The following is a 12,953-nucleotide window of genomic DNA, read 5'->3' as shown; positions in this document are numbered from 1 at the left end:
TTCGGGGCGCGAAAGAAAGAAAAAGGGCGGGACCATCTGTGCGATGGGCCCGCCCGTTTTGGGATTGTTATTGGCGGTAGGTTCCGTGCGGCCCGGTCTTTCGGGCCACAAGATTGACGAAAATCAAATCGCTCAGCGCAGGCCGGCGATGTAGTCGGCCACGGCCTTGATTTCCTTGTCGTTGAGCTTGGCCGCCACTTGCGTCATCTGGATGCTGTTGGCGCGCGAGCCGTCGCGGAAGGTGTTGAGCTGTGCCACGGTGTAGTCAGCGTGCTGGCCCGACAGGCGGGGGTACTGCGCGGGGATGCCGGCACCGTTGGGGCTGTGGCAGCCCGCGCAGGCAGCGATCTGGCGGTCGGCGATGCCGCCACGGTAGATGCGCTCGCCCAGGGCGACGAGGTCCTTGTCCTTCGCGAAGCCGGCCTTCGCGGGCTTGGCGGTCACCCAGTACGCGATGTTCCGCATGTCGTCATCCGACAGGGCACTGGCGAAACCCTTCATGACGGCGTTGTTGCGCTTGCCGGACTTGAATTCCTGCAGCTGCTTGACCAGGTATTCGGGGTGCTGCTGCGACAGCTTGGGGTTGGCCGCGATGGCCGAGTTGCCATCGGCGCCGTGGCAGGCGGCGCACACCGCGGTGTAGCTGGCCTCGCCCTTGACGAGATCCGGCTTGGCCGCTTTGGGGGCATCGCCCGCCGCAAAGGCCGAAATAACAGGTGCTGCCAGTGCGGCAGCCGTCAGCAAGGAGGCGAGCAACTTCATATCGAGGGTCTGTGTTTATGTGCGCAAAACCTCGCGATTCTACAATGAGGCTCCCTCGCATCCCAATTCCCCATGACGACATCTCCTACCGCGCCAGTTGCTGGCTCCCTTCCGCCCGCACCTGACGCCAAGACCGCCATGGGCTGGATGCACACGGCCAAGTTCCTGACCACGGCCGCGCAGCTGCACCACCTGCCGCCCATCGACGTGCCTGAAATCGCCTTCGTGGGCCGCTCCAATGCGGGCAAATCCACCTGCATCAACACACTCACCCAGCAAAAGCAGCTCGCGTTCGCGTCCAAGAAACCCGGGCGCACCCAGCACATCAACCTGTTTTCCCTGGGCAAGCAGGGCGTGATGGACGCGGTGCTGGCTGACCTGCCCGGTTACGGCTACGCCGCCGTGTCGCGCTCGGACAAGGTGCGCTGGCAGCAGGTGATGGTGAACTACCTGGTCAGCCGCCCCGGGCTCACGGGCATCGTGCTGCTGTGCGACCCGCGCCTGGGCCTGACCGAGCTGGACGAGGCCCTGCTTGAAGTGGTGCGTCCGCGCGTCGAAGAGGGTCTCAAGTTCCTCATCGTGCTGACCAAGGCCGACAAGCTCACCCGCGCCGAGCAGGCCAAGGTGCTGTCGATTACGCGACTGAACGCGGGCGGTGGAGAGGTGAAGATGTTCTCGGCCCTCAAGAAACAAGGCGTGGACGAGGTGGCGCAGCTGCTGTGGCAATGGGCACACCCGGTACAGCCGGCCGCCCCCGCAGCAGCGCCCGACGGCACCGCCGCACCGGAAGCCCCTGAGGATTCTCAGCAAAATTAGGCACGGCGCTTGTCTGTCATGCGCTGTTAGCTATTCAATTCATAGCATCATGATCCAGACCCGCTCCGTCACCCTGCCCCACGGCATCACCCTGCACTGCCGCGTGACCGGCGTGGCCGGCCGCCCGGTGCTGCTGCTGCTGCACGGTTTCCCGGAGGGCGCCTTCATCTGGGACGAACTGCTGCTGCACTTCGCTCGGCCTGAGAACGGCGGCTACCGCTGCATCGCACCCTACCTGCGCGGCTTCGGGCCCTCCAGCAGCCCGGCCGAGGCCGAGGCCTACCGCGCCAAACACCTGGTGCAGGACCTCGCGGCCCTGATCGCGGCCGAGTCCCCGGGCGGCCCGCTCGAATGCCTGGTGGCGCACGACTGGGGCGGGGCCGTGGCCTGGAACCTGGCCAACCAGCAGCCGGGGCTGATGAAGCGCCTGGCCATCATCAATTCGCCCCACCCGGGCACGTTCCTGCGCGAGCTGCAGCACAGCCCCGCGCAGCAGGCCGCCAGCCAGTACATGCACTTTCTCTGCCGCCCGGACGCCGAGGCGCTGCTGGCCGAGAACGATTTTCGCCGCCTGTTCGGCTTTTTCGACGCATCGGACGGCCGCGCCCCCGCCTGGCTCACCGAGAGCGTGCGCGCCCAGTACCGCGCCCTGTGGCAGCAGGGCCTGACCGGTGCCTGCAACTACTACCGCGCCAGCCCCCTGCGCCCACCCCGCGAGGGCGACGACAGCGTGCAGGCGATCACCCTGCCGGACAGCATGCTCACCGTGGCCGTGCCGACCCTGGTGCTCTGGGCGATGGACGACCCGGCCCTGCTGCCCGGGCTGCTCGACGGCCTGCCGGGCTGGATTCCCCAACTGCAGCTGCACCGCGTGGAGCAGGCCTCTCACTGGGTCGTGCACGAACACCCCGAGCGCGTGGCGATGGAGCTGCGGCACTTTTTGCAGCAAAAATGATAGCTGTCAGCGCTTGAAGCGTAAGCGCTGCAGCCTGTTTGAACCCAGTGACAACGGGTGCCCCGCCTGTCCGCGCCCGCGAGCGGCCAGCCAGCAGGAGCCGGCTGCGCCTGGCTTCATTCAGTACACCGAGCCTTCGCCCTCGGGCCGCGTCTTGAAGCGCTTGTGCACCCAGTAGTACTGGCCGGGCGACACATCGATGTAGCGCTGCAGATTGGCGTTCATGAGGGCGGTGTCCGCCTGCACGTCGTCGGTGGGGTAGCCGGGCCAGGCAGGCGAGATCTCGGCCACATAGCCCGTGGGCGTGAGGCGCGTGACCATCGCGATCACCTTGGCCCGCCCCAGCCGCGCAAAGCGCGACAGCGACGGCACGGTGGCGGCCTGCATGCCGTAGAACGGCACGAACAGCGAGTCGTTGCGGCCGAAGTCCATGTCGGGCAACAGGTACAGCAGGCCACCCTTGCGCAGATTGGCGATGATGGGCTTGACCCCGTCGTTGCGGTTGAGCATGCGCACGTCGCCAAAGCGCTGGCGCCCCTCGCGGAACCAGGCATCCACGGCCGGGTCCGGGTGGGTGGAGAAGATCGACGTGAACGCGCGCGACGTGTGCAGCGTGAGCGCCGAGCCGCCCGCATCCATGCCGTAGAAATGCGGCGCGAAAATGATGGTGGGCGTGTCGCCCTCCAGCTCGTTGAGCGCTCCCCGCAGCTTCACGCGCTCGAGCACCACATCCCGGGGCGCGAACCACAGCCAGCTGCGGTCCAGCCACGACTGGCAGAACACCACGAAAGTTTCCTGCGCCCAGGCACGGCGCTGCTGCTCGCTGGCATCGGGATAACACAGCGCCAGATTGCGCAGCGCCACACGCCGGCGCGGCCCGGCCAGCACGAACAGGATGCGGCCGATCAGCCAGCCCATGCCGCGCAGCACCGGCAGCGGCAGGCGCGCCAGCACGCGCATGAACCAGACCCCCAGGCGGCCCGTCATGCGGCCACCTCGGGCGCCGCGGCGGACTCAGCGCGCGGCTGCTTGTAGCGGGCGTAGCCCCACAGGTACTGTTCGGGGCATTGGCGGATGAGGTGTTCCATGGCCTGGTTGATCTGCAGGACGGCGACGTCGATCTGGTCGGACAGCGGCTGTGCCAGCGGCTCGAAGTGGGTGACGAAACCCCGGCCCCAGGGCAGGCGCTCGCAGCGCGCCAGCACCACGGCCGCGCCCGTCTGCTGGGCCAGGCGCACGGCCAGGGTCATGGTGTAGGCGTCCCGGCCAAAGAAAGGCGCCCAGTGGCCCTGCCCTTCGGGCGGCACCTGGTCGGGCAGCAGGCCCACGGCCTCGCCCCGGCGCAGGGCCTTGATCATCTGGCGCACCCCCGCGAGCGTGGTGGGCACGGCGAGCATGCCGGGCCGGTTGCGCGCGGTTTCCATCACCTTGGCCAGCCAGGCCTGGCGCGCGGGGCGGTACAGCACGGTGATGGGCCCGCGCTCGGCGCTCCAGCGCCGGGCCGCGGCCTGGGCCGACAGCTCGAAGCACCCCTGGTGGGGCGTGAGGTACACGATGCCGCGCCCGGCCGCGTAGGCCGCCTCGACGCAGGCCTCGCCCTCCAGCCGGCAGGGCATGGGCGCGCCCAGCCACAGGCGGGGCAGCTCGGTCACCATCCGCCCCGCATGGGCCACGGCCGCGCGCACGGCCCCGAACGGATAACCCGCCAGCGCCACATTGGCCAGGAAGCGGCGCCGGTAGGTGGGCGAGGCGGCGAACGCCACCCAGCCCATGGCCGCGCCCATGATGTGCAGCAACCACAGCGGAAATACGGAAAAGAATCGGAAGACGACTGGCATTAAAATGGATGGGTCGCTGAGTTAAATGAGCAACTTGCAGGGCGACGTTAAATAATTCTGCTAAAGCGTTCGCCAAAGCTCCTTCGGGGTGAGGGCAACGCCCCAAATGCCGGAACACAGGAGTTTATTCAAATGGCGAACGACTTTCTCTTTACCTCGGAATCCGTCTCCGAAGGCCACCCCGACAAGGTGGCCGACCAGATCTCGGACGCGATTCTCGATGCGATCTTCAAGCAGGACCCCCGCTCGCGTGTCGCCGCCGAAACGCTGACCAACACCGGCCTCGTGGTGCTGGCCGGCGAGATCACCACCAACGCCCACGTGGACTACATCCAGGTGGCGCGCGACACCATCAAGCGCATCGGCTACGACAACACCGACTACGGCATCGACTACAAGGGCTGCGCCGTGCTCGTGGCCTATGACAAGCAGTCCAACGACATCGCCCAGGGCGTGGACCATGCGTCCGACGACCACCTGAACACCGGCGCCGGCGACCAGGGTCTGATGTTCGGCTACGCCTGCGACGAGACGCCCGAGCTGATGCCCGCGCCCATCTACTACGCGCACCGCCTCGTCGAGCGCCAGGCCCAGCTGCGCAAGGACGGCCGCTTGCCCTTCCTGCGCCCCGACGCCAAGTCGCAAGTAACGATGCGCTACGTGGACGGCAAGCCCCACAGCATCGACACCGTGGTGCTCTCCACCCAGCACCACCCCGACCAGAGCGAAACGCAAACCAAGATGAAGGCCTCGTTCACCGAAGCCATCATCGAAGAGATCATCAAGCCCGTGCTGCCCAAGGAATGGCTGCAGGACACCCGCTACCTGATCAACCCCACGGGCCGCTTCGTCATCGGCGGCCCGCAGGGCGACTGCGGCCTCACAGGCCGCAAGATCATCGTGGACACCTACGGCGGCGCCTGCCCCCATGGCGGCGGCGCCTTCAGCGGCAAGGATCCCACGAAGGTGGACCGCTCGGCCGCCTACGCCGCCCGCTACGTGGCCAAGAACATCGTGGCCGCCGGCCTGGCGCGCCAGTGCCAGATCCAGGTGGCCTACGCCATTGGCGTGGCCGAGCCGATGAACATCACGGTCTACACCGAAGGCACGGGCGTGATCTCCGACGAGCGCATTGCGGCGCTGGTGAAGGAGCAGTTCGACCTGCGACCCAAGGGCATCATCCAGATGCTGGACCTGCTGCGCCCCATCTACGAAAAGACGGCGGCCTACGGCCACTTCGGCCGCGAAGAGCCCGAATTCAGCTGGGAAAAGACGGACAAGGCGGCGGCACTGCGCGCAGCAGCAGGGCTGTAAAACCCACCGCGCGAATCACGCGCCGTAAGCCCTCCCCGGCCCCAAGCCGCAACGCCCAGGCGTTGCGGCTTTTTTTCGCGCTGCGTCTGGCAGCCGCGCCCAGGGGCCCTCTCCTACAGCGGCAACCCGCCCGGGCTGACGGCCGCGCCCCCGCCCCACCGGTATCGTTCCTGCACACCCTCACGCAGCCCCGGGCTGCTCTTCAACCCCCGCAAGGAGCGACCATCATGCTGAAGTACGCCATCATTTTTGCCCTGATTTCCCTGGTTGCAGGTGCGCTGGGCTTCACCGGTGTGGCTGCCGGCGCCGCTGGCATTGCCAAAGTGCTGTTCGTGATCTTCCTGATCATCGCCGTGGTGTTCGTGGTCCTCGCCGCCGTGGGCGTGGGCGCCGCGCGCAAGGCACTGAAGTAGCCGCCACGGCTTGGTTGCACCCCCACGATCCACGCACAAGAAAAGAAATCAGGAATCCCATGGCCCTCAACATCTTTGAAGCGCTGCGCGAAAGCCACGAACGGCAGCGCGCGCTGTGCAAGCAGCTGGTCGATACCAGCGGCGACACGCCCGAGCGGCACGACCTGTTCGAGCAGCTCAAGACAGAACTGCTGGCGCACGAGCTGGCCGAGGAGCGGCATTTCTACATTCCGCTGATGGCGCACGATGCGGGCGTTGATCTATCCCGCCACGCGATCTCCGAACACCACCAGCTCGATGAACTGGTGGAATCGCTGGAGGATGCCAACCCCGCAACGCCCGCCTGGCTGCCGCTGGCCAAAAAACTGGCCGAGAAGGTCGAGCACCACCTGGAAGAAGAGGAACACAAATTCTTCCAGATGGCCGGCAAGCTGCTGACCGAAAAGCAGAAGATGCAGCTGGCCAAGGAATACCTGGCGACCTACGAAGAAGCAAAGACGACGACTGCCTGAGCGGCGACGGCACCCTTCTCACCCCATGTGAAGACAGTGCGTGAATTGCGCGTCGCGCCCCCGCGGGGGAACGTGATCAGCGCCTCAGGCCACCGCTTCCTCGGCCTGCACCACGCAGTTGCGGCCCCGGGACTTGGCCACATACAGGGCGGTGTCCGCGCGCTTGATGAGGGCATGGGCGTCTTCGTGATGGTCCCAGGTCGCCACGCCAAAACTCGCGCTCACATGGCCCACCGAATCGAAGGGCGCGCCGGCGATGCGGGCACGCACGGCCTCGGCCATGGCCATGGCGGCGTCCACCGGGGTTTCCTTGAGCAGGATGATGAACTCCTCCCCGCCGAAACGCGCCGCGCAGTCGGACGAGCGCAGCAGTTCGCGCACGCGCAGTGCCGTGCTCTTGAGCACCACGTCGCCCGAATCGTGCCCGAAGGTGTCGTTGATGCGCTTGAAGAAGTCGATGTCGAACATCACCACCGACAGGTGGCTCTTCTTGATGCGGGTGTCGGCCATCTCGGTCTCCAGCCGTTCGAAGAAGCGGCGGCGGTTGACCAGATCGGTCAGGAAGTCCTTGGTGGCCAGGTCCTCGAGCTTGCGGTTCAGGCGCGCCATGGGCTCGATCACCAGCGAGGACAGCGACAGGTTCAGCACCACGAACAGCAGCACGAAGCTGCCCAGCAGCGCGCCCATCACGGTATAGAAGGTCTGGCGCGCCTTCTCCAGCGGGAAGTACATCGGCACCTTCACCACCTGGATGCCCACCGTTTCGTTCATGCCCCAGCCAAAGCCGTTCTTGTCGCCATACACCTTGAGCATGGTGGGGGGCGCCACGGCCGGTGTGCTGTGGCAGGCCATGCACTGGGCCTGCTTGATGGTGATGGGGTGGGCCACGTACAGGGCGCGGTGCATGCCCTCGCCCACCTCGCCGGAGACCTCCTTCTTGAGGTCCGCGCGGCCTTCGCGGAAGTCGCCGATGATGCGCTCCTCCCATTCCGTGGCGCGGTCGCGCAGATTGGTGGGATTGAGCACCGCCTCCTTGTACTCATACCCGGGAAAGCGGCTCTGCAGGCGACGCAGGGTCTCCGTGGCGGCATAGGCTGGCACCGTCTGGGGGAGGAATTTTTCCGCCAGCGTCACGTCCAGATGCGGCTTGACGAGCTCGGTGGTGTAGTCGCGGATCGCCATGGCCGCATGCATCATGATCTGCGAGTTGTGCTGCACCTCCTCGATCGCCGACTGCTGCAGGAATCGGTGCACGTACAGCCCCGCCCCCACCACCGCCAGCAGCAGCACACCCGCCAGCACCAGATTGAATTTCAGCCGCAAAGACATGGATGACCCTCAGGCGCCAGCGTCGGGCCGGCTTGTTGTTGTTGGCGGTGCGGCGGCGGCCCTCCCGGCCCGCCGGCGCGCACCCACCCTTCGTGGGACACAAAGTTTGCGTTTGTGCCAGATTTCCCCGGCGCGGTCCAACTTTTTCGTTCGTTCGTGCGTGCGTGCGCGCCGCCGCCAGGGCGCTACAGCCCCCGTGCGCTCAGCGACAGGCTGCGCCGGTAGGCGTGACGCACCCGGTACAGCTGCGCGGGCCGGTGGGCGCCGCCGGTCTGCAGGGCACCGGGCAGTGCCTCCAGCATCGCGAGCTCGTCCATCTTGCGGCGAAAGCTCACCTTGTTGATCGCCTCGCCCAGCACGGCTTCGTAGACCGCCTGCAGCTGCGGCAGCGTGAAGGGCTCGGCGCACAGGTGCACGGGCATGGACGAATACTGGCTCTTGCTGCGCACGCGCAACACGGCGGCATCGACGATCTGGCGGTGGTCGAACGGCAACGGCGGCAGGCCGCCGTCCACGGCCACCAGCTGCACACGGCCCTCCGCCTGGGCCAGCGTCCCGGGCGGGACCAGCGCACAGTACGCCACCGCCAGGGACCAGCCCCGCGGGTCCCGCACCGCGCCCGAGAAGGTGGCCAGCTGCTCCAGATAGGGACTCTCCAGGCCCGCCTTGGCACGCAGCACGCGGGCGGCGGCGGCCTGGGCGTCCACATCGTCCTGAGCGTGGATGTAACCGCCCGGAAGCGCCAGCGCCTGGGCGAACGGCGCGTGCTCCCGGCGCACCAGGGCCACCTTCAGCACCCCCTCTTCCAGGGTCAGCAGCACCACATCCACGGTGCAGATCACGGCACAGGCGCTGTCGTCGTTCATGGGGGAAGGCACATGGTTCATTGCAGAGATATACGAACGAGGCTACCACCGGGCGGCGCAAACCCCAAGCGCTTGCGTGCTGGCCGCTGGCGCACAGCGGAAACATGAGGTTTCACATTAGTTAGTTGCATTATTAACCTAACAAACCTACACTGTTCCCATACCGAAGGAGAAGCCCATGGCCCGCAATATCCAGCTGCTGGTGATCGACCCGCAAAACGACTTCTGCGACCTGCCGGCCGATTGGCAACCCCGCCAGCCGGACGGCACCCGCACGATGCCCAGCCTGCCCGTGGCTGGCGCCCACGCCGACCTGCAGCGCGCGGCCGCCTTCATCCGCGCGCAGGCGGGGCGGCTCGACGCCATCACGGTGACGCTCGATTCGCACCAGCGCTTCGACATCGCCCACCCCGGCTTCTGGCAGCAGGCCGACGGGTCGGCCGTCGCGCCCTTCACGCCCATCACGGCGGCCCAGGTGCGCAGCGGCGCCTTCACCCCCCGCAGCGCCGCCGCACTGCCCCGCACGCTGGCCTACCTGGATGCGCTGGAAGCCCAGGGCCGCTACACGCTCATGGTCTGGCCGGTGCACTGCGAGATCGGCAGCTGGGGCCACGGCGTGCATGCCGACGTGCTGGCCGCCTGCGGCGACTGGCAGCTGCAGCTACAGCGCGCGGTGCACCACGTGTTCAAGGGCACCAACCCCTGGACCGAGCACTACAGCGCGATCCAGGCCGAGGTGGTCGATGCCGCCGACCCGGACACCGCCCTCAACACCCGCCTGCTCGCGGCGCTCGACACCGCCGACCTGCTCTTCATCGCCGGCGAGGCCAGCAGCCACTGCGTGCGCGCCACCACCGAACACATCGTGCAGCACCTGCCCCGCCTGCAGGCGGCGGGCGCCCGGCCCGGCCACATCGTGCTGCTGACCGACTGCATGAGCCCCGTGGGCGGCTTCGAGGCGCAACACCAGGCCTTCCTCGACGCCATGCGCGCGCAAGGGGTGCAGCTGGCCACCAGCACGGAAATCGGCCTCTAGCGCTTGCTGAACAAGCGACAAGCTATAAAAACAGGAGCATCATCATGACCCGCATCATCACCAGCCTGCTCGACACCGACCTGTACAAGTTCACCATGTGGCAGGCCCTGCTGCACCGCCATCCGCAAACACAAAGCGAATACCGCTTCGTGTGCCGCAACCAGCCCCTGTACCCGCTGGCCGAGCTGCTGCCGCAGGTGAACGCCGAGCTGGACCACCTGTGCTCGCTGCGCTTTACCAAGGGCGAGCTCGACTACCTCGGCGGCCTGCGCTTCATCAAGAGCGACTTCGTCGACTTCCTGCGCCTCTTCCAGTTCCAGCGCAACTTCATCGAGGCGCGGGCCGAGGGCGACACGCTGACCATCGTGGCCCGCGGCCCCCAGGTGCATGTGATGGGCTTCGAGATCTTCGTGCTGGCCATCGTGAACCAACTGTACTTTCGCCGCTTCGACGCGGCCGCAGCGCTGGCCAGCGGGCGCGAGCGCCTGGCCGCCAAGGTACAGCGGTTGCAGGACCTGGCCCGGCAAGCCACCTTGCGCCACCCCTTCGAGCTGTTCGACTTCGGCCTGCGCCGCCGCTACAGCGGCGACTGGCAGCGCGAGGTGGTCAAGACATTTGCAGAGCAGACACCCCAGTGGTTCAAGGGCACCAGCAACGTGCTGCTGGCGCGCGACCTGAACCTGGTGCCCATCGGCACCATGGCGCACGAATACCTGCAAAGCTACCAGGCGCTGGGCGTGCGGCTGCGCGACTTTCAAAAGGCCGCGCTGGAGGACTGGGTGCAGGAGTACCGGGGCGACTTGGGCATCGCGCTGACCGACACGGTGGGCATGGACGCCTTCCTGGCCGACTTCGACCTGTACTTCGCCAAGCTGTTCGACGGCCTGCGCCACGACTCGGGCGACCCGGTGGCCTGGGGCGAAAAGGCGCTGGCGCACTATGCCAGGCTGCGCATCGACGCGCACACCAAGCGGCTCGTGTTCTCCGACGGCCTCGACCTGGAGCGCGCCCTCATGCTGTACCGCCACTTTGGCGACCGCACGCAGCTCGGGTTTGGCATTGGCACGAACCTCACCAACGACATGGGCGCAGACCACAAGCCCCTCAACATCGTGATGAAGCTCACGCACGCCAACGGCCAGCCCGTGGCCAAGCTCTCGGACACGCCCGGCAAGACGCTGTGCGACGATGAAACATACTTGGCATACCTGCGCCAGGTCTTCAGCATTGCATAAGAAGCCCCCCTGAGTCGCTTCGCGCCTTCCTCCGGGGAGACGACGCCCTCACTGCGGGGCGGCCCTTGCTCGGCGTCCCTGGCATGGGCTGCGCCCGTGTCGGCGGCTGCCGACGAAATCGAACCTTAGGAGGAATGACACCATGCTCCGCATCACCATCGCCCAGCTCAACTTCACCGTCGGCGACATCGAGGGCAACGTGGCCCGCATGGTGGCCGCCGCGCAGCAGGCGGCGCGCGAACAGGCCGACCTCATCGTGTTCAGCGAACTGTCGCTGTGCGGCTACTACCCCGGCGACATGCTGGAGGAAAGTACCTTCCAGCAGCGCATCGAGGCCGGCCTGGCCGCGCTGCAGCAGGCCTCCGCCGGGCTGCCGCAACTGCACTGGGTGGTGGGTGCGCCCACGCCCGCGCGCGGCCCCGGCAAGCGGCTGCACAACAGCCTGCTGGTGCTGCAGGGCGGCACCGTGCGCCTGCAATACGCCAAGCAGCTGCTGCCCACCTACAACATCTTTGACGAGCGCCGCCATTTCGAGCCGGGGCCCGACGTGGCCAAGGTGCTGCGCATCGGCAACGCCCAGGTGGGCCTGCTGGTCTGCGAGGACGGCTGGAACGACCACGGCGCCGACTACGCGACGAACCCCTTCGAGCGCATGCGCGACGCGGCACCCGACCTGGTGGTGAGCATCAATGCCAGCCCCAGCCACATCGGCAAGCGCGAACAGCGCCACCAGATCTTTGGCGGCTCCTCGCGCCGGCACGGCCTGCCCATCCTGTATGTGAACCAGGTGGGCGGGCACGACCAGGTGGTGTATGACGGCGCCTCGTTCGCCGCCGAGCCCGAGGCCGGCATCGTCTTCGAGGCGCCACGCTTCGTGGAGGACGTGCGCACGCTCCGATTCGAGGGCGGAAGCTTCTTCACGGCGGAAGGCGCACGCCCCGCGCCCGTGCCGGAGCAGGGCCTGCCCACGATGGATTTCTACCGCCAGCAGATCGTGCTGGGCCTTTCGGACTACGCGCGGCGCTGCGGCTTCACGCAGGTGGTGGTGGGCAGCTCGGGCGGCATCGACAGCGCGCTCACCCTCGCGCTGGCGGCCGAGGCGCTGGGACCCGGGAACGTGGTGGGCATCACCATGCCCTCGCGCTATTCCAGCAGCGGCTCGGTCGATGACTCGGTGGCGCTGTGCCGCAACCTGGGCGTGCAGCTCTTCACGCACCCGATCGCCGATCTGGTGGCGGGCTACGCGCGGCAGTTCGAGGCCAGCTTTGGCCCGCCGCTGGCGGGCCTGCCGCTTGAAAATTTGCAGGCGCGCATCCGTGGCACGGTGCTGATGGAGTATTCCAACGCCTTCGGCCACCTGCTGCTCACCACCGGCAACAAGTCGGAAATCTCGGTGGGCTACTGCACGCTGTATGGCGACACCAACGGCGGGCTGGGCCTGATCGGCGACCTGTACAAGACCGAGGTGTTCGCGCTTGCGCGCCATGTCAACGAACACGCCGGGCGCGAGCTGATTCCGCAGGCCATCATCGACAAGGAACCGTCCGCCGAGCTGGCGCCCGGCCAGCGCGACGTGGACAGCCTGCCACCCTACCCGGTGCTGGACGAAGTGCTCAAGCTGCTGATCGAGGGCGACCGCCTGTCGAGCGCCGAGCATGCGGCCGCGCAGGCCTTCGTGGCGCAGCTGCAGCAGGAAGAAGCCGGCCGCGCGCTGGTGCAGCGCGTGCGCATGATGGTGGCGCGCAACGAATACAAACGCCGCCAGGCCCCGCCCATCGTGCGCGTGCGGGCCCGGGCCTTTGGCAGCGGGCGGCAGATGCCGATTGCGGCACGGTATGCATGAACCATCGATCAGATAAAATCACTACAAAAAAGAT

The 12,953-nt window shown here is 67.1% G+C and carries 13 protein-coding genes; 8 read left to right on the top strand and 5 right to left on the bottom strand.

Annotated elements, in window-relative coordinates; all coding sequences use genetic code 11:
- Positions 1-132 precede the first annotated feature (132 nt).
- On the bottom strand, positions 133-762 hold the full coding sequence (locus AC1RCS_RS04530) for a c-type cytochrome (protein ID WP_218340352.1): 630 nt from the start codon (positions 760-762) through the stop codon (positions 133-135).
- Positions 763-834: 72 nt separating this feature from the next.
- On the opposite strand from AC1RCS_RS04530, the gene yihA reads away from it, so the two are divergent.
- A complete protein-coding gene (gene yihA / locus AC1RCS_RS04525; protein ID WP_218293408.1) occupies positions 835-1,578 on the top strand; it encodes a ribosome biogenesis GTP-binding protein YihA/YsxC in 744 nt (247 codons plus the stop codon).
- Between the two features lie 49 nt (positions 1,579-1,627).
- Positions 1,628-2,533 carry an alpha/beta fold hydrolase gene (locus AC1RCS_RS04520; RefSeq protein WP_492244413.1) on the top strand — a complete coding sequence of 302 codons (906 nt, stop codon included), beginning with the start codon at positions 1,628-1,630 and terminating at the stop codon, positions 2,531-2,533.
- Between the two features lie 120 nt (positions 2,534-2,653).
- Here AC1RCS_RS04520 and AC1RCS_RS04515 read toward each other — a convergent pair whose 3' ends face one another.
- Together AC1RCS_RS04515 and AC1RCS_RS04510 are read right to left on the bottom strand one after the other, a co-directional pair.
- The gene (locus AC1RCS_RS04515; RefSeq protein ID WP_218293406.1) at positions 2,654-3,520 is read right to left on the bottom strand and encodes a lysophospholipid acyltransferase family protein; all 867 of its coding nucleotides are present in this window, start codon (positions 3,518-3,520) and stop codon (positions 2,654-2,656) included.
- Positions 3,517-4,371 (bottom strand): lysophospholipid acyltransferase family protein, encoded by an 855-nt coding sequence (locus AC1RCS_RS04510; RefSeq protein ID WP_492244412.1) that lies wholly within the window; start codon positions 4,369-4,371, stop codon positions 3,517-3,519. The genes AC1RCS_RS04515 and AC1RCS_RS04510 overlap by 4 nt, the downstream gene beginning before the upstream one ends.
- 132 nt (positions 4,372-4,503) lie before the next feature.
- On the opposite strand from AC1RCS_RS04510, the gene metK reads away from it, so the two are divergent.
- The 3 genes from metK (at position 4,504) to AC1RCS_RS04495 (ending at position 6,610) form a co-directional block, all read left to right on the top strand.
- The gene (gene metK / locus AC1RCS_RS04505; protein WP_218340355.1) at positions 4,504-5,685 is read left to right on the top strand and encodes a methionine adenosyltransferase; all 1,182 of its coding nucleotides are present in this window, start codon (positions 4,504-4,506) and stop codon (positions 5,683-5,685) included.
- Between the two features lie 227 nt (positions 5,686-5,912).
- Entirely contained in the window at positions 5,913-6,098 is a 186-nt protein-coding gene (locus AC1RCS_RS04500; protein WP_218340356.1) for a DUF1328 domain-containing protein, read from the top strand.
- A 59-nt stretch (positions 6,099-6,157) separates the two neighbouring features.
- Positions 6,158-6,610, top strand: a complete 453-nt coding sequence (locus AC1RCS_RS04495; protein WP_492244411.1) for a hemerythrin domain-containing protein — start codon at positions 6,158-6,160, stop codon at positions 6,608-6,610.
- Positions 6,611-6,694: 84 nt separating this feature from the next.
- Here the strand turns inward: AC1RCS_RS04495 and AC1RCS_RS04490 are convergent, their stop codons facing one another.
- Both AC1RCS_RS04490 and AC1RCS_RS04485 read right to left on the bottom strand, forming a co-directional pair.
- Positions 6,695-7,939, bottom strand: a complete 1,245-nt coding sequence (locus AC1RCS_RS04490) for a diguanylate cyclase (RefSeq protein WP_492244410.1) — start codon at positions 7,937-7,939, stop codon at positions 6,695-6,697.
- A gap of 185 nt (positions 7,940-8,124) precedes the next feature.
- Complete coding sequence (locus AC1RCS_RS04485) at positions 8,125-8,826, bottom strand: NUDIX hydrolase (RefSeq protein WP_370628114.1); 702 nt, start codon at positions 8,824-8,826, stop codon at positions 8,125-8,127.
- 157 nt (positions 8,827-8,983) lie between these two features.
- Between AC1RCS_RS04485 and AC1RCS_RS04480 the strand changes: the two genes are divergently transcribed.
- From AC1RCS_RS04480 to AC1RCS_RS04470, 3 genes are all read left to right on the top strand, one after another.
- The gene (locus AC1RCS_RS04480; RefSeq protein ID WP_492244409.1) at positions 8,984-9,841 is read left to right on the top strand and encodes a cysteine hydrolase family protein; all 858 of its coding nucleotides are present in this window, start codon (positions 8,984-8,986) and stop codon (positions 9,839-9,841) included.
- A 44-nt stretch (positions 9,842-9,885) separates the two neighbouring features.
- On the top strand, positions 9,886-11,076 hold the full coding sequence (gene pncB / locus AC1RCS_RS04475) for a nicotinate phosphoribosyltransferase (RefSeq protein ID WP_492244408.1): 1,191 nt from the start codon (positions 9,886-9,888) through the stop codon (positions 11,074-11,076).
- A 142-nt stretch (positions 11,077-11,218) separates the two neighbouring features.
- Positions 11,219-12,919, top strand: coding sequence for an NAD+ synthase (locus tag AC1RCS_RS04470; RefSeq protein ID WP_492244407.1), 1,701 nt, complete (start codon positions 11,219-11,221; stop codon positions 12,917-12,919).
- Positions 12,920-12,953: the final 34 nt, after the last annotated feature.

The organism is Acidovorax sp. GW823-FHT01C06, from assembly GCF_058798375.1.
The sequence above is the reverse complement of the archived record's forward strand: the minus strand, read 5'-3'. Positions and strand labels throughout refer to the sequence as shown.